This is a genomic window from Shewanella spartinae (assembly GCF_019457555.1).
In the GTDB taxonomy this organism is placed as follows: Bacteria; Pseudomonadota; Gammaproteobacteria; order Enterobacterales; family Shewanellaceae; genus Shewanella; species Shewanella loihica.
Genome location: NZ_CP080418.1, coordinates 2,004,851 through 2,021,853, shown reverse-complemented (window position 1 = coordinate 2,021,853; position 17,003 = coordinate 2,004,851). Strand labels below are relative to the sequence as shown.

Sequence of the window (17,003 nt, the reverse complement as noted above, 5' to 3'; positions counted from 1 at the left end):
TTCGCACGGAATTTGAGGCCTAAACTAAGTTACTGAATCGTGCCACTACATTTTCGCATCAAAATGAAAACAAAGGGTTAACCATGGACACACATGCCGCCTTATATCAACAAGGCCAAGCACGCCTCGAAGAGTTACGTCGCTTGGCGCCTCGTCATGCTCAGACATTGCAAGACAAGATGGAAAAGCATGGCATTACCCGCCGAGACTTTATGAAATGGAGCGCCGCCGTCACCGCCATGCTGGCGTTGCCGCTTCCCTTTAGCACACTGGTTGCTGAAGCCGCCGAGTTGGCGGATCGCGTACCACTGATCTGGTTGCACATGGCCGAATGTACCGGCTGCTCCGAATCTCTGGTGCGTGCAGACACCCCTAACCTCGACTCGCTGATCTTCGACCATGTTTCATTGGAATACCATGAAACCCTGATGGCCGCCGCCGGTTGGCAAGCCGAAGAAAACCTGGAACACGCACTGGAAACCTACAAGGGTAACTACCTGCTGGCCGTAGAGGGTGCTATCCCTACCGCCAACAATGGTGCCTTCCTCACCGTTGGCTGTAAGGGTCACACCGGCCTTGAGATCATCAAGCATGCGGCCGAAGGCGCCGCGGCGATCGTCTCTGTCGGTACCTGTGCCTCCTTCGGTGGTGTACAGGCCGCCGCTCCTAACCCAACCGGTGCCAAGGGCGTCGATAAGGTAGTGAATAAGACAGTGGTTAACTTAGGTGGCTGCCCACCGAGTGAGAAGAACATTGTCGGCACCCTGATGTATTTCATCATGTTCGGCAAACTGCCTGCGCTGGATATGTTCAACCGTCCTAAGTGGGCCTACGGCGCACGGGTACACGACAACTGTGAACGTCGCGGTCGCTTCGATGCCGGCGAATTTGTCGAGCAGTTTGGCGATGAAGGCGCGAAAGAGGGCTACTGCCTCTATAAAGTGGGATGTAAAGGGCCTTATACCTATAACAACTGCCCCACAGAAAGATTCAATCACCACACCAGTTGGCCGGTACTTGCGGGTCACGGATGTATGGGCTGCTCCGAGCCTAACTTCTGGGACGACATGGCCGACTTTGAAAAACCCCTTGGCAGACAGCTCCTTCATGGGCTGGACGCAACGGCCGATACCGTCGGCGCAGTGATCTTGGGTGCCACAGCTGTAGGTATCGGCGCTCATGCTGTTGCCAGCGTATTTGCCAATTCGAAGGAGGACTAATTCAATGAGCAAACGTGTAGTTATCGACCCTATCACTCGAATCGAAGGCCATCTGCGCATCGAGGTCGAAGTCGACGAAAATAATGTTGTTCAAAAAGCCTGGTCCTCCTCCACCCTTTGGCGTGGCATCGAGGTGATCCTCAAGGGACGCACTCCGATGGATGTGGGCCTTATCGTTCAACGTATCTGTGGTGTCTGTACCTATTCGCACTATCGCTGTGGTACCGAGGCGGTTGAGAACGCCTTAGGGGTGAAGATCCCACTGAACGCCAAGTATCTGCGCTCGCTCATGCAAACCTCGCTCTACATGCATGACCACATAGTGCACTTCTATCACCTCCACGGCCTGGACTGGGTGGATGTGGTCTCTGCGCTGAGTGCCGATCCGGCCGCCGCCGCACAGGTGGCGCTGAAATATACCCACAACCCAATCGCCGCCGGCGAGGGTGAGCTGCGCGCGGTACAAGAGCGCGTCAAGGGCTTCGTCGAAACCGGTAAACTTGGCCCCTTCGCCAACGCTTACTGGGGCAACGGCACCTATAAGTTTACCCCTGAGCAGAACCTAATCGCCCTGTCTCACTACCTCAAGGCACTGGAAGTACAGCGCGTTGCGGCCGAGATGCTGGCCATCTTCGGCGGTAAGCAGCCGCATCCTCAGTCACTGGTAGTTGGTGGCGTTACCTCGGTGCGTGACATGTTAAGCCCTGCCCGTCTGCAGGAGTGGAAACAGAAACACGCCATCGTGGCCGACTTTATCAACCGCGCCTATAAGGCGGATATCGTCATGGCGGCCGAAGCTTTCGGCGGCGAGCCTAGCGTGCTGGGCGGCGTCAACGTGAAGAACTTCCTGGCGACCAACGACTTCGTCCTCGCCGACGGTCAGTACATGTTCGACCAGGGTGTGATCATGAATGGCGATCTGGCCAATGTCACCGACATCAACCCAGATCTGATCAAGGAAGATGTGAGCCACGCCTGGTATGACGCAAGCGAACCACAGCATCCATATGACGGCACCACAATCCCTAACTACACAGGCTTCGTGGAGCGCGACACAGTCTACGGCAAGCTGCCGACACTGGATGGCGACGGCAAGTACAGCTGGGTGAAATCACCTCGCTATCAAGGTGAGCCAGTCGAGGTGGGGCCACTCTCTAGCCTGCTGGTCAGCTATGCTCGCGGCAACAAGGTGGTGGTCGATGCGGTGAACGGTCTGCTGGAGGCCACTGGCCTGCCAGTTGAAGCCCTGTTTACTACACTTGGCCGCACCGCGGCGCGCATGCTGCAAACCGTTATCGTGGCCGAGCAGGGTCTTAAGACCTTCGATGCCCTGATCAACAACCTGCTTGTGGATGAGGCGACCTATGTGAAGCCTGAGATCGACCCAAGCAAAGAGTATGTGGGTCACGCCATGATCGAGGCGCCGCGCGGCATGCTCAGCCATTGGATCCGCATCAAGAACGGTCTGGTGGAGAACTATCAAGCTGTGGTACCTACGACCTGGAACGCAGGCCCTGTGGACGCGGCCGGTAAGGTTGGTCCCTATGAGGCTTCCCTATTGGGCCTCAAGCTGGAAGACCCAACCAAACCACTGGAAGTGATACGTATCATCCACTCGTTCGACCCATGTATGGCCTGTTCGGTACACGTGATGGACTATAAGGGCCAAGATCTGGGTGAGTTCCGTATCGACCCAAACGGCAATAACTAAGGAGCAACTCATGGCTACAACCAATGTACCCTATGAGAGAGCCTTTATCTTCAGCGCCGCGATCAGGATTTTTCACTGGTTGCGAGCGCTCTCCATACTGGTTCTTGTCATCACAGGCTTCTATATTGCCTGGCCGTTTTTGGTGGCGCCGAGCAGCACGGATGTGTTGGTACAGGGGTGGGTTAGATTTGCCCACCTGATCTTCGGCTTCGTGCTGTGTGCCATCACGCTTGCCAGGGCCTATCTGTTCTTCTTCAGCAAGAGCGACATAGAGCGGCGCTCCTTTAAGGATGTCGCCAGTGTCAACAGCTGGATAGTGCAGCTTAAGTCCTATCTCTGGATGGGACACCTGGACAAGAAAGGTGTATATGGTCCCTTGCAGTTTGTCACCTACTTTGCCGTATCAGTGATCGCAGCGCTTATCTGCATCACAGGCCTGGCACTGTACGCCAACGTCTATCATCTCGGCCTTGGCGGCATGTTAGGCGACTTTGCGGCCTGGTTGACCGGCGCAATGGGCGGCCTGGCCCAACTGAGGATCTGGCACCATTACTTTACTTGGGTGTTTATTATCTTTGTGGTGATCCACGTCTACATGGCGGTTTGGACCGGCATCAGATTTAAACATAATTCGGTAGATTCCATCGTCTCTGGCTATGACTACCATCCTAAGAAGCACTAAATAAGGGCGCCATGAAAATACTGTTACTCGGTATTGGTAATGTGCTGTACGCCGATGAAGGGATCGGCGTACATTTTGTCAATTACCTGCAAGAAAACTATCGCTTTAGCCATCCGTCGCATCAACTCGATGTGATGGATGGTGGCACCTTAGCCCAAGGGCTAATTCCCATTATCTGTAAATACGACTATCTTGTGGTGGTAGATACGGTCAACGCCCACGGCGTCGGACCAGGAGAGGTCTATTTTTTCGATTTCGACAAGGCTCCCAGCGAAATCGATTGGCAAGGAAGCGCACACGAGGTGGAGATGTTACAAACATTGACCATGATGGAGATGGTCGGAGACAGACCTAAAACTTTCGTACTTGGCTGCACGCCAACCGTACTCGAACCTATGACACTGGGGCTCACCCCGCGTGTCGCCGCCGCCGTTCCCCTGATGGAAACGACAATACTCACCCATTTCAAGTCCCTCGGATTCGAGATCGAACGGATCAACGACTTGGCTATTGAAACGCTCATTCCAGATTCTTATAAGCGCGGTGTAACCCTAGATGAAGACAATCAAATTTGAATTTACCTGCTCACGGCAGGTGCCGCTTTACGCGCATTTATGTAACCGATACCTAAATTATGGTGAACTAAATATCCATGTCGGTTACCAGGGCGGCGCCTATTTTATCGAGGCCGAGGGCAAACAGAGCGAGCTGGAAGCCCTGGCCGATGATATCGCCCAGGATTTTCTGATCTCCGTATGGCTCACCGATTCCCGCATCGCCCTGATCGATGCGCCGACCGGCAGCAAAGCCCCTTTGGCGACCCAGCCACTGGTGCAGGAGTTTTGTCAGCAGTGCGCGCCGCACTTTGGTGATAATCAGGCGCCAGAATTTGGCCAGCTGGATCTTGCCTGCGACTGTTGCCACGGCGAGCGCCGCATCCATCAAGACTATCGCGGCCTGACCGCTGGCGACATTCAGGCCATGTATCAGCGCCTGATGACCCAGGGCGAACTCGACCTGGCGGGCGGCATTCACCTGAGCCTGAGCCCGATTGACAACAATCCCGATGTAAGCAGTCCCAATAAATACAGTCAGCGCCCTCGCCTGCTTATCTGTAATCCCAACACTTTAAATGCCCAGTTCCACCTCAGCGATCCTCAGGTGTTGGCGCTGTCGAGCATAGAGAAGCCGCTCATCTGCGTGCGGCCCATCAAAGATCATCCAAAGCTCGCCCAGCCGCTTTACGATCTCTGCTTCGCCTACAATCGTCTCTTGGTGATCCTAGCCGAGCATCTGCGCCAGCACGGCACAGATTGGGTCTATCTCACGGATCCTGCCCAGGGCGAGGCACTAGCCTATATCGACGGCCAATGGGCCGAGGTACACACGAATGCGCCAAACAGCCTGCGCATCGACTCGCCCAAGCAGCCGCTACATGACACAGTGCTGCTGGCGGGCAATGACACCTATTACTACGCCAGTCACAGCGATAAACAGGGCGGCCACTACCTGCTGGAACAAGGCAGTGACGTCAAAGGTCGCCACGGCGCCATGACGCCGGCTATCTTGGGCGATGATGACCTGGCCCTCTGCGCCCTGCACAGCGTGAATCTCGAGCATGGCCTTGATAAGAACAGCGCCATCATCTACCTCAGCCGTGATCATGGCGGACAGATCTACACCTTAGACGGCAAGTCCGAGGCCGAGCGTTTCTTCGCCCTGCCGGAACTCCCTGAAAACGGCTATGAGATCTATCATCAGCTGGAGCAGAGCCCTCAGCGCAAGGTGCTGGAGAAGTTTAAGCAACGCTACCCCGAAGATTATCTCAGGCTGCTGGACCTTAAGCTCCCCAATGAGCGCCACAGCCTCAGCGCCCTCTGGGCGGTAGGCGCGGTGATCCTGGGCCTCGAGAGCCGCTCCTTAAGCGTTGGCGATCTCAACGACTCCCTGATGGCCGCCGCCATGGCCCATCGCGGCAGCAACTCGCCGCGCATCGACTACCCGCTCACCCGCGGCGAAGCCTATCGCAGCCTCAACTGGTGCAAGACGCTGGGCAGCCTGATCAGCTTCCGTCTGGCCGACGACAGAGACAGCCAGAAACTGGCCTTTGGCATGCACGACTCCTTCGCCGACTATCTGGCGAACTGGATTGAGCATCTGGATCTCAACCTTGGGGTCAAATCGGTAGCCCTGGCCGGTAGCGAATGGGTTAACCCCCTGCTGTGTCAGCGCGTCGCACTAAGGGTCGGCAAGAACTTCCCGCTCAAACACAACCAGCTGCTGGAGATCGATGGCAACAACCATGCTATCGGCGCCCTGCTGCTGAAGAAACGCAGGCTATAACATGTCTGCCAAGCTGCAAGCGTCAATAGAGGCGACCAAGCGAGTCAAGCTGGACATCACAGGTATTGTTCAGGGGGTCGGTTTTCGCCCCTTCGTCTACCGCTGGGCGACTGAGCTTGGTCTGCTGGGCCTGACCTTCAACCACAGCAAGGGGGTGACGGTAGAGCTGCAAGGCAGCGATGCGGCGATTAGCGCCATTGTCAAGGCCCTGACCCAGACGCCGCCGCCACTTGCCCGCATCGACAGCCTGAGCCAGACAGAACTGCCGCTTGAAGCGTGCGACAGCTTCGAGATAGTACACAGCCAGGCGGATGCCAAGGCGGTGGTGGCCGTCTCCAGCGACAAGAGCAGTTGCCAGGAGTGTCTCGATGAGATCATGGATCCCGGCAACCGTCACTACCAATACCCTTTTACCAACTGCACTAACTGCGGCCCCAGATATACCCTGATCCGCGCCCTGCCCTATGACAGGCCCAACACCGCCATGGCCGAATTTGCCATGTGTGATGCCTGCGCGGCCGCCTATCAGAATCCACTCGACAGGCGCTACCACGCCCAGCCGGTGAGCTGCCCGGATTGTGGTCCACAGCTCAGCCTGTTAGATGCGCAGCAAATACCACTGGCAGAGAAGAACGCCGCGCTGGACCTAGCCGTCGAGCTGCTAGCCCAGGGCAAGACCCTGGCCATCAAGGGGCTCGGCGGCTTTCATCTGGTGTGCGATGCCACCAATGATGAGGCGGTAATGCAGCTGAGATACCGTAAGCAGCGCCCGGCCAAGCCCTTCGCCGTGATGTGCGCCTCGCTCAACATGGCCAAGACACTGGCCTGCGGCAGCGATGCCGAGTGGCAACTACTGCAAAGCGCCGAGCGGCCCATCACCCTGCTGCAAAAGGTGCTCAACAAAGATGAATCCAGTAGCGATGCGCTGAGCAGCGACAAACTAAGCCCGGCCGTGGCCCCCGGTATCGACAGACTCGGGCTGTTTCTGCCCTACACGCCGCTGCATCAGTTGCTGCTCAGCAGGCTAAACCGCCCGCTCGTGGCCACCAGTGCCAACCGCAGCGGCGAGCCCATCATCACGCACGGCGAGCAGATCTTCGAGCGCCTCGGCGAAGTGGTCGATGCCGTGCTAGATCATAACCGCGAGATCCTCAACGGCTGTGACGACAGCGTGGTGCAGATGGTGGATGACAAGCTGCAGGTGATCCGTCTGGCCCGGGGCTATGCGCCGCTGACCCTGGCGCTGCCAGAAGAAGTCCCCCAAGAGACGCTGGCCGTGGGCGCCCAGCAGAAGAACAGCATCGCCTTCGGCTTCGATCACAACCTGGTACTCAGCCCACACATAGGCGATCTCTTCAGCCTGGAGGCGGAGCAATATTTTATCGACACCTTGGCGACCTTTAAGCGTCTGTACCAGTTCAGCCCCAAACACCTGGTGAGCGACAAGCATCCCGACTACGCCTCGACCATCTGGGCCCAAAACCAAAAGGATGCGCAGGCCATCGCCTACACTCAGGTGCAGCACCACTACGCCCATATCCTCAGCGTCATGGCCGTCAATCAGAGAGTCGACAAGGTGCTGGGTTTCAGCTTCGATGGCACGGGCCTCGGGGATGAGCGCCAGCTCTGGGGCGGCGAAGCCATGCTAGCCGATATCTCAGGTTTCCAGCGCGTCGCCCATCTAAGCCCAATGGCGCTGATCGGCGGCGAGCAGGCGATTAAAGACCCGCGCCGCATCATGCTGGCGCTGCTGTTTCAGCGCTACTCGCTTGAAGAGATTAAGGCGCTGCCACTGGCTGCACTCGAGGGACTGCCAGCCAGCCTCATCGGCAACCTGCATACCCTGTGGCAGAAAGGCGTTGCGATTCAGATGACCAGCTCCATCGGCCGTCTGTTTGACGCCACCGCCTGCCTGCTGGGCCTGATGCAGACCACCCAGTTTGAGGGTCAGGCCGGCATGTTGATCGAGGCCAAGGCCAATGAGGTCAGCGAGGCCCAGTTAGAAAGCGAGCTCGCGGCGGCGGATCTGGCCTTTAGCCTGAGTGAGAAAAACGGCGTATGGCAGCTGGAAGCGCTCTGGGCGCAGATGGTCGATGCCCTGCTCAAATGGCAACACAAACCCGAAGGCATAAGCCTTATCGCCCGCGGCTTTATGAACGCCCTGGCCCAGGCGGTCACCGACTGCGCCATCGAGCATAGCGGCTTCGACGTGGCGCTCTGCGGCGGCGTGTTTCAAAACCGCTATCTACTCAGCGAGACACGTAAACGCCTAGAGATGGCTAAGATTAAGGTGCTCGATTCGCACCAGGTACCGGTTAACGATGGCGGCATTGCCCTGGGGCAACTCTGGTACGCCATACACAAGCATTAACTCGGCTTAAGCCGCGCCCTATATCGCCCAGCGATAAGCACTTGAGCCAATTTGATTAACAGGATTTTGCCTAAAACTGACCCGGGTCAATGAAGTCACCGGGCCCCTAGCGCAAAATGGCATTAACGCCTTAGATTTTTTGGAGTTCATTATGTGTAAAGACTGCGGCTGCTCTATCACTCGAGATCACCATCATAGCCATGATCACGACCATCACCACAGCCATGAGCATGATCACGAGCATAGCCACGCGCACGGTCATGAGCACAGCCACGGGCATCATCACGACCACGGCACCCTGCGTAGCAATCCCCAGCTCAACGACAAGAAGACACTGTCTGTCATCCATAAGATCCTCGACAAGAACGATCACGAAGCGGCCCACAACCGTGCCCACTTCGAGGCCCACAATATCACCGCCTTCAACCTGATGAGCAGCCCGGGCAGTGGAAAGACCACACTGCTCGAACATCTCAAGGAGTACACAGACCTTAACTATGGCGTGGTCGAAGGCGATTTAGAGACCTCCCGCGATGCCGACCGCCTCACCGCCAAGGGCATTCCCGCCTTTCAGATCCAGACCGGCTCAGCCTGTCACCTGGACGCCTTCATGGTGCACGATGCCCTACATCATGTGGATCTGGCGGCCCTGGATATCTGCTTCGTGGAGAACGTCGGCAACCTGGTCTGCCCCGCCTCCTACGATGTGGGCACCCACTTCAACATAGTGCTGGTGTCTGTGCCCGAAGGCGATGACAAGATAGAGAAATACCCTGTGATGTTCCGCAAGGCAGATCTGGTGTTGATCACCAAGGCCGACCTGCTGCCACACTTCGATTTCAGCGTCGAGGAAGCCAAGGCCCAGGTGAAACGCCTCAATCCAGAGGCCGAAGTGATCACCACCTCCATCAAGGATCGCGACAGCATGCGCGCCGTGGTCGACTGGCTAAACGCCCACAGGAGCCAATAAATATGTGCCTATCTATCCCCTCAAGAATTGTAGAACTCCACCCCGAGGAGCAGGCCGTAACGGTCGAGACCCTGGGGGTCAAGCGTAAGGTCAGCAGCCATCTGATGGAGGAGCCACTGGCCCTCGACGACTATGTGCTGATCCATATCGGCTTCGTGATGAACAAGATAGACAAGGCCGACGCCGAGCAGAGCCTGGCCCTATATCAGGAGATCGTCGCCAAGATGAATGAGCAGGAGGCCCAGGCATGATAGAGCTAAAACAGCTGTATCAGGGCTTTAGAGATCCTGAAACCATACACAACCTGGCTAAGGAGATCGCCCTGCACGCCGCCAAGCATGAGGGCAACATCTACATCATGGAGGTGTGCGGCGGTCATACCCACACCATCATGAAATATGGCCTCAACCAACTGCTGCCTGACAACATAGAATTTGTCCACGGCCCAGGCTGCCCCGTGTGTGTCATGCCCAAGGAGCGCATCGATCACGCCGCTATCCTGGCCTCTCAGCCCGATGTGATCCTGGTGACCCTGGGGGATATGATCCGCGTACCCGGCTCAAAAGGCAGTCTGGCCGAATTCAGGGCCAAGGGCTGCGATATCCGCCCGCTCTACGATCCCTTGGATGCCCTGACCATCGCCAAGGAGAACCCGGACAAACAGGTGATCTTCTTCGCCATAGGGTTCGAGACCTCGACCCCCATGACCGCAGTGCTTATCGAGCAGGCCGAGAAACAAGGGCTTGATAACCTGCTGTTTCATATCAACCATGTGCTGGTGCCACCTGCCATAGACGCCGTGATGGCCGATCCCCAGGCCAAGGTGAATGCCTTTATCGGCCCGGCTCACGTGAGCGTGATCGCCGGCGCCAAGCTCTACCGCCCCGCCGTGACCCAATACGGCACGCCCGTAGTGGTCTCCGGCTTCGAGCCTGTAGATGTGATGGAATCTATCCTGCGCATCGTCAAGCAGAAGGTCGAAGGGGTCGCCGAGCTGGACGTACAGTACAGCCGCGCCGTGAGCGAGGAAGGCAACGTCCACGCCCAGCAAAAGGTCAATCAGTACCTCACCGTCAGGCCGCATTTTCGCTGGCGCGGTCTGGGACCGCTGAATGAGTCGGCGCTGATGCTAAGGCCCGAATTTGCCCACCGCGACGCCGAGGTGATCTATCGCGACAAGCTGGATGTGGCCGATATCGACGATCACAAGGCCTGCCAGTGCGGCGACATCCTAAGAGGCATCGCCAAGCCGAAAGACTGTAAGGTCTTCGGTCGCGGCTGCACCCCAGAGACGCCCCTCGGCAGCTGCATGGTCAGCTCGGAAGGCGCCTGCAACGCCTATTACCGCTATAACGGAGTCTAATCATGGCCGACAACGAAAAAACCGTACAACTCAGTCACGGCGGTGGCGGCAAGGAGATGAACCGACTGATCAAGTCTATCTTCTTCAAGGCCTTCAACAACCCGATTTTGGCGAGTGAAGAAGACGCCGCCCTGCTCCACTTCGAGGGGCAGGCCGCCTTCACCACAGACTCCTTCACCGTGTCGCCGCTGTTTTTTGCCGGTGGCAACATAGGCAAACTTGCCATCGCGGGCACGGTCAACGATCTGGCCATGATGGGCGCCGAGCCCCAATACCTGAGCTGCAGCTTCATCATAGAAGAAGGCTTTGCCATCAAGGATCTGAAAACCATCGTCGATAGCATGGCCGAGGAGCTACACAAGAGCGGCACCCGCATCGTCTGTGGCGATACCAAAGTCGTGCCTAAGGGCTGCGCCGATGGTCTGTTTATCAACACCTCCGGGGTCGGCCGCGTATTAAAACCGCAGATCTCGGTGAAAAACCTACGTCCCGGCGATGCCATTATCGTCTCAGGCGATATCGGTCGTCACGGCGCCGCCATCTTGATGGCCCGCGAGGGACTCACCCTGGAATCTGAGCTGGTCAGCGACTGCGCCAACCTCTGGCCCGTGGTCGAGCAGCTGATCGCCTGCAACATAGAGGTGCACGCCATGCGCGACGCCACCCGTGGCGGCCTGGCGGCGGTACTCAACGAATGGGCCAGCGCCTCCGATGTCGGCATCAATGTCGAGGAGAGCAAGATCCCCGTGTGTGACGAAGTGAAGGGCCTGTGTGAACTCTATGGCTTCGAGCCCCACGACCTGGCCAACGAAGGCACCTTTATCCTGGCGGTGCCGGGTGAAATCGCCGAAGGCGCACTGGAGATCATCCAGCGCTACGGCCACTGCCAGCAGGCGGCCATCATAGGTCATGTGGAAGAGACTCATCCAGGCAAAGTGGTGCTCAAGACACCATGGGGCAGTAGCCGCTACCTCGATCTGCCCCAGGGTGAACTACTGCCAAGGATCTGTTAATGCACGAGTATTCGATTGTCACCGCCCTGCTGGAACAGTGTGAACAACACGCCATCGCCAATCAGGCGAGCAGGATCACTAAGGTGGTGATAAAGATCGGCGTCCTCAGCGGCGTCGAACCCGCCCTACTGGCGACCGCGTTTGAGACCTTCAAGCTGGAGGGACGCGCCAGAGAGGCGGAGCTGGAAATTCTACATCAGGAATTGGTGCTCGAGTGCCAGGCTTGCCAAAGCACTCATACCATCAAGGAACGAAGTGTCATTTGTCCTAGTTGTCACAGCTATGAGACCCGCATCATCGAAGGGGAAGAATTGCTGCTGATGCAACTAGAGCTAGAAACCGATGAATAAAACCAAACATATATGGAGTATTACAATGAAAAAAGCCTCACTACTACTCGCTAGCCTTCTTCCTGCAGCGGCTTGGGCACACCCAGGACACAATGGCATAGGTCTGTTCCACCACCTCAACGACCTACTCCCCATCATAGCGCTAGTGATCATCGTCGCCGGCGTCATGCTGTGGAAGAAGCGCTCATAAGCCAAGCCTTAGCGTAAAATCCACCGACAGCGACAGACTCCAAACCGAGTCTGGCGCTGTCTCGCGTCGCCCAGCGAAAACTTGCTTTACGTGAACACGCTTTACATAAGCACGCTTTGACGGCCAACACTGTGAGTTGGCAAACAGGCTTCAGCAAATCATCCACTGCTCACCCAACCACGAGCTAGCAGCCCGCGCCCTCTCTCACCAATAAACTTAAATCCGGCTAAACGACTCGAACAGACACTTTTTTAGCGCTGCATCCGAAAACCTTAAAAGCTTCCTACTACTCAACTCATTTTTGGACATTTTTGAGTTAAAGCCTTAACTCTAACTTGTCAGTTTCGGATAGAAATTTCTATGGGACAACGCCTTGCTCACCGGTAAATTAGGAGCGCGGCGAGTAATTCATCCGCGTACAGCAACTTGTTATAGGGCAGCGTTCTTTCACTACATATCAAGCTATCTGCTTTCCAGATAATCTCTCTTCTTTTCATATTCAATAGATTTTAATTTATCCTCAATTTGTATCTCTACATAGGATTTATGCTCAAGAAACTTAATGGAATTAAAAAGCGGCAGCAAACTTTCAAGAAAATTCCTTTCTCGCTCCAAGATGGGAACTCGACTTCCTGACCACGACCAAGTAGTTAGTTCATAGTCTAACGCTTGAAAGTCCTGAAAGTTATCATTTTCACTAAGAAACAAACCTAATATTTCCCGCCTAAATTCTTCACCAAGGTATTTTGCAGAATTAAATAAAAAGCACATAAATTTAATATCCGTTGCATTTTTCTTGACGGCATTACGGAAAAAACCATGTTTTTTCTGAACCACTTCTTCCGATTCAGCTTTCCCTTTTTCTTTAGTGAATAACTTAGTGAATATGTTTTCTCTATACCTGAAAGAATGTTCATCTTTACTCTGAAGGTATTTCGCGTATTCTTCAATTTCTTCGAGGTAGCCCTCTCTTTCCCACAAAAAATTTAACTCTGGCATATCTGTGTGCAAACCAGGCCATCTTTCCTTTTCATATATTTTATCGATCAACTTATATAAAAACTCGAACCGTCTATCCAAAAGATGCTTTAAAGTGTCGCCAGAATAATCCCAGTAGCACCCTAGACTGCAGGCGGCTAAGTACGCATCAAAAACCAATTCCTCGTCTGGCTCAAATACTTCAAACCAATTGCCAAATATACTGCATTGACTGCTAAATAGGTACTCTAGTGATCTTGCATAGTTAGCATCTTCACTGGATTTATCCGTTAGAACTCTGACAATTTTGCAATATATAGCATCGTCAACATGTTTATACTTATCCAAATAATCTAGCCAACCTCGCAATTCATTGCTTGGAGTGGTACTGATATGCTCTATTAATAAGTTCGCGTCATTATCAACAATGGACTCCTCTGGTAATAATGCAAAATAAGTAGATAACCATAGTTTCTTCCATCGATATTCTTTGCTGTTTAACAATAAGAAAACATCTTCGCTCGATTGAGACTTAAACAGGTCGGTTACTATGAAATGAGGGTTTACTTCAAAAGAGTCATCATAATCCATGTAACTAGATACAATATCAGGAAAGAGTTCTGGTACTGAATCAGCGATTGCACGAAGACTCATTTCAATTCCATTTTTTAAGGAGTAGTTCCTATCTCTACCTGACAAAGCACTATTCAATTCTTTACACCTATCAATGAAATCAATGAAATTTGCTATTGAAATACCCTTGAAATGCTTAACTAAACACTGATGGCGGTATTGATTGTATTCCTCATAACCCATTTCAAGCATGCGCCGTTCATGCCTATCTTCAAGAAGTAAGTTTGAAAGTTCTAGCGTTTCATTAAAGAACTCTTCTTTCCATTCTATTGGATAGTTCAATTCCAAAGATTCAAGGTGCTCACAATAGTCTTTCATCATCATGCAGTGAGACAAATTATCTTTGTCTAACTTTTTAACAAAATATCGTTCAAAAAAAGGAAGATCAGCCTCAGCCATATCCGCGCCTTCATATCTTGCTCTACCTATGTACTCTTTAATTACGTCAACAACGAAAGGTTGAAACTCATCCTTATCCATTAAAAAAGATAAATTTGAGATAATCTTATCTCTTAAAGCGAGTAGGTATTCATCAGGAGATAGCCTAAATTTTATAATGTTTATTGCATCACCGCTAGACCACTGATGCTCGCTGTGCTCAATTTTTAGCAGGTAGCTAGCCGTTAAAATAAAAAGCCGACTAAATAAGTAGTTCTCCCCTTTGTCCATTTGCTCTATCAACTTATCAACAATGAACGATTGTACAAAATAGCCGTATCGACAATCATTAGGCTTAAAATTGTAACGTTCTGACAGTGCTCGTATTACAAAGCCAAGGGACACCTTACTTTTAGCAAGATATAGAAGCAGCAATTCAAAAGACATTTTAAACTCTTGCTCATCATAAAACCTAAAACTTGTCAGCAAACTGATTAAAGATGATTTATCTGCCTCGTTATTAGCCTCTTCATAACTTTCACCTTTCCAATCAATATCAACGTCAGGCATTCCGTTAATAACCTTTGATGAAAAAACCAAAGCCTCTGTTGGTAAAGCAAACCAAAAAGTGCTTAAAAACTCTATTGATTTATCGACATTCTCATTTTCAGAATACTTTTCAAATATGTCTTTAACCTCACTTCTGATGCCAGCAACAACTTTCCTTTGGTCAAATGCACTAATGATAGGATTAAGTGAATCAACAATAGTCCCGGTATAGTCTGGATAGAAGTCCTTAACAATTGATGAAAATGGTATTGTCTTTTTTTCAAAGACGGCTATATAAAAAAGGTAGGTAGATAAAACTTGGTCGGATATTTTTACCACTTCATTTTCATACAAATCCACCAACTCACTTTTATGCAAGATATCAACAAGTTCCCAAAACTCCTCAGCCTGTATGCCGAAAGAGTTCTCTACCATCCCCATTTGTTGTTCATTAAGTTTGTCAATCTTTCTAAAAAACGAAATGGCACAAGCCGCGAGAACTAGCCTTTCATCTTCAAGAACAAGTTTTACGTTTTCATTTTCGCCAAAGTAATCGCTATACAAGGAAGTGACATTTTGAATGGATTGTATTTGATTTGTCTCTATGGCAACTTTTGATGCCATCACAGCCAATCGCGGATTGCCGCAGGATATTTCTTGTATCCGTTTTTTATACTCCCCATTCTTAATTCCAAATATTGATTCAGCCAGTTCTTTAATTTGTTCGTCGGTTAACCGCGTAATAACCTGCTCATGAAGCTCAGTATATTTGCTAACTTTTTCGATTACAGAAGTTCGCGCATAATCTCTCACCGTGGCAACGATGCGAAAACTTCGGCTTCCATCTTTCTCTGTTAGATAATGAAGAATATAGTCAAGCCTGTTATCCAATCTGTTAGCATCATCAACAAAAATCAAATAATCACCAGGCTCACTAAAGTACGCTGTAATATCCCTTATTAGGTCTGCGCCCTTATCAAAAAGACAAATAACATTGGTGTTTTCATTCTCTTTCTGAATTCGTTTTGCCAAAGTGACTGAAAATAGTGTTTTCCCTAATCCGGCTGCACCTGATACAAGCAAGAAGTTTGATGATTCCAGTGTTCGAACCGCATTACTCAACAAATCGTCACAGAACAGCAATTCATTGTCTATAGACGTTGTAAAGTTACTCCTACAGTACCTCTCGACAAAATCATCAACGCTCAACAATTGGCCAGTATCTAAAGGTAAATCTAAATAAGTTTCCGACAAGACGGGATAGGAATTTTTAATACTTAATGAAATTGAATCAAGTCCATTAAGAGTTAACATTACTCCTCTATCGTAGCAAAGAGTCCTGAGTTGGTTGATTTCTTCCGTTGATAGTTTACCCAGATAGCATATGATCATTTCACTGATTTTATCTACTGGAATACTTGTTTTATTTTCGTCAAAGCACTTTTCAATGTCATCTTTTAGTTTGTTGGCTAGACGTTCCTGTTGAACGGTATATTCTGAAAAAATATATTTTCCATTTGCCTGCATTAACAAACAGTCGGGTGTGCCTTTAACCACCCTATCGGTAATATCCATCATTCCGATTGGGTTTATATTTTCATACCCCTTTCGATGCAGCCAATCATCACAGAGTCTTTGAAATTTTCCGCCTTCCATTTCAAGCAACTTAGACTTTATTTGGTTTTGACTTCCCATAATCCCTCTGTATGGACATAAATTCTAAAAATTAGGTAGCTGGGTCTGAATGCCCTATAACAACTTTTAGTGAGACCTTGTAAGGTAGGAGACCAAGCATGTAAATAAGTAGGTTCAGAGTAATCTTCTAAAGGAGGTGATTGGCGCATGTGTTTGGCTTTTTCATTCCCTGAATGGCGTAGTCGATGTTAGATTCGAGTTGACCTAGCTCTGTCCTTAATTGGTCATACTTTAATCTATCTTATAGCTAGCATTCAACATGTCATGTCACATCTTTTCCTGTTTTTTTATCGAAAAATAATAGCTTGTATTAGGGAAAATTCAGTGAGGTTAAATCAAAGAGACGTTGGATACCGAGTGCAGATACGGCTGTGACCTTCGGTTTCAGGGGTGAAACCGTAGAGCGGCCAGGGATGGCGCACAGCGAGTCACAGACGTATCTGCACATACCCCCGCCGGGCAGGCGTTAGAAGGCGATAAAGGTACGACCTTCAACCCATTTAATTAATGATCATGTCGCCAAATCTTCATTCCAAGGCCAACACGCAATGGGGCAT

At 51.7% G+C, this 17,003-nt stretch carries 13 protein-coding genes; 12 read left to right on the top strand and 1 reads right to left on the bottom strand.

Going from position 1 to position 17,003, the window contains the following annotated elements; translation table 11 throughout:
* The first annotated feature begins 83 nt into the window (after positions 1–83).
* The 12 genes from hyaA to K0I31_RS09040 all read left to right on the top strand — a co-directional run bounded on the left by hyaA (position 84) and on the right by K0I31_RS09040 (position 12,213).
* The gene (gene hyaA / locus K0I31_RS09095) at positions 84–1,220 is read left to right on the top strand and encodes a nickel-dependent hydrogenase small subunit (RefSeq protein WP_220080603.1); all 1,137 of its coding nucleotides are present in this window, start codon (positions 84–86) and stop codon (positions 1,218–1,220) included.
* Positions 1,221–1,224: 4 nt separating this feature from the next.
* A complete protein-coding gene (gene hyaB, locus K0I31_RS09090) occupies positions 1,225–2,931 on the top strand; it encodes a nickel-dependent hydrogenase large subunit (protein ID WP_220045016.1) in 1,707 nt (568 codons plus the stop codon).
* A 10-nt stretch (positions 2,932–2,941) separates the two neighbouring features.
* Positions 2,942–3,613: a Ni/Fe-hydrogenase, b-type cytochrome subunit gene (gene cybH / locus K0I31_RS09085; RefSeq protein WP_220080602.1), complete on the top strand. Its 672-nt coding sequence runs from the start codon at positions 2,942–2,944 to the stop codon at positions 3,611–3,613.
* Between the two features lie 11 nt (positions 3,614–3,624).
* Positions 3,625–4,188, top strand: coding sequence for a HyaD/HybD family hydrogenase maturation endopeptidase (locus tag K0I31_RS09080; protein ID WP_144198992.1), 564 nt, complete (start codon positions 3,625–3,627; stop codon positions 4,186–4,188).
* On the top strand, positions 4,169–5,956 hold the full coding sequence (locus K0I31_RS09075; protein ID WP_220080601.1) for a NiFe hydrogenase: 1,788 nt from the start codon (positions 4,169–4,171) through the stop codon (positions 5,954–5,956). Before K0I31_RS09080 ends, K0I31_RS09075 begins: the two co-directional genes overlap by 20 nt.
* A gap of 1 nt (position 5,957) precedes the next feature.
* Positions 5,958–8,327 (top strand): carbamoyltransferase HypF, encoded by a 2,370-nt coding sequence (hypF, locus tag K0I31_RS09070; RefSeq protein WP_220080600.1) that lies wholly within the window; start codon positions 5,958–5,960, stop codon positions 8,325–8,327.
* A gap of 151 nt (positions 8,328–8,478) precedes the next feature.
* Complete coding sequence (gene hypB / locus K0I31_RS09065) at positions 8,479–9,297, top strand: hydrogenase nickel incorporation protein HypB (protein ID WP_220080599.1); 819 nt, start codon at positions 8,479–8,481, stop codon at positions 9,295–9,297.
* A gap of 2 nt (positions 9,298–9,299) precedes the next feature.
* Positions 9,300–9,548: a HypC/HybG/HupF family hydrogenase formation chaperone gene (locus K0I31_RS09060; RefSeq protein ID WP_220045013.1), complete on the top strand. Its 249-nt coding sequence runs from the start codon at positions 9,300–9,302 to the stop codon at positions 9,546–9,548.
* On the top strand, positions 9,545–10,660 hold the full coding sequence (hypD, locus tag K0I31_RS09055; protein WP_220080598.1) for a hydrogenase formation protein HypD: 1,116 nt from the start codon (positions 9,545–9,547) through the stop codon (positions 10,658–10,660). Before K0I31_RS09060 ends, hypD begins: the two co-directional genes overlap by 4 nt.
* Positions 10,661–10,662: 2 nt before the next feature.
* Positions 10,663–11,673 carry a hydrogenase expression/formation protein HypE gene (hypE, locus tag K0I31_RS09050; RefSeq protein ID WP_220080597.1) on the top strand — a complete coding sequence of 337 codons (1,011 nt, stop codon included), beginning with the start codon at positions 10,663–10,665 and terminating at the stop codon, positions 11,671–11,673.
* The gene (gene hypA, locus K0I31_RS09045) at positions 11,673–12,023 is read left to right on the top strand and encodes a hydrogenase/urease nickel incorporation protein HypA (RefSeq protein WP_160793163.1); all 351 of its coding nucleotides are present in this window, start codon (positions 11,673–11,675) and stop codon (positions 12,021–12,023) included. Before hypE ends, hypA begins: the two co-directional genes overlap by 1 nt.
* Positions 12,024–12,048: 25 nt before the next feature.
* A complete protein-coding gene (locus tag K0I31_RS09040) occupies positions 12,049–12,213 on the top strand; it encodes a hypothetical protein (protein ID WP_181006099.1) in 165 nt (54 codons plus the stop codon).
* A gap of 462 nt (positions 12,214–12,675) precedes the next feature.
* On the opposite strand, the gene K0I31_RS09035 is transcribed toward K0I31_RS09040, so the two are convergent.
* Positions 12,676–16,446: a DNA replication protein gene (locus tag K0I31_RS09035; RefSeq protein ID WP_220080596.1), complete on the bottom strand. Its 3,771-nt coding sequence runs from the start codon at positions 16,444–16,446 to the stop codon at positions 12,676–12,678.
* Positions 16,447–17,003: the final 557 nt, after the last annotated feature.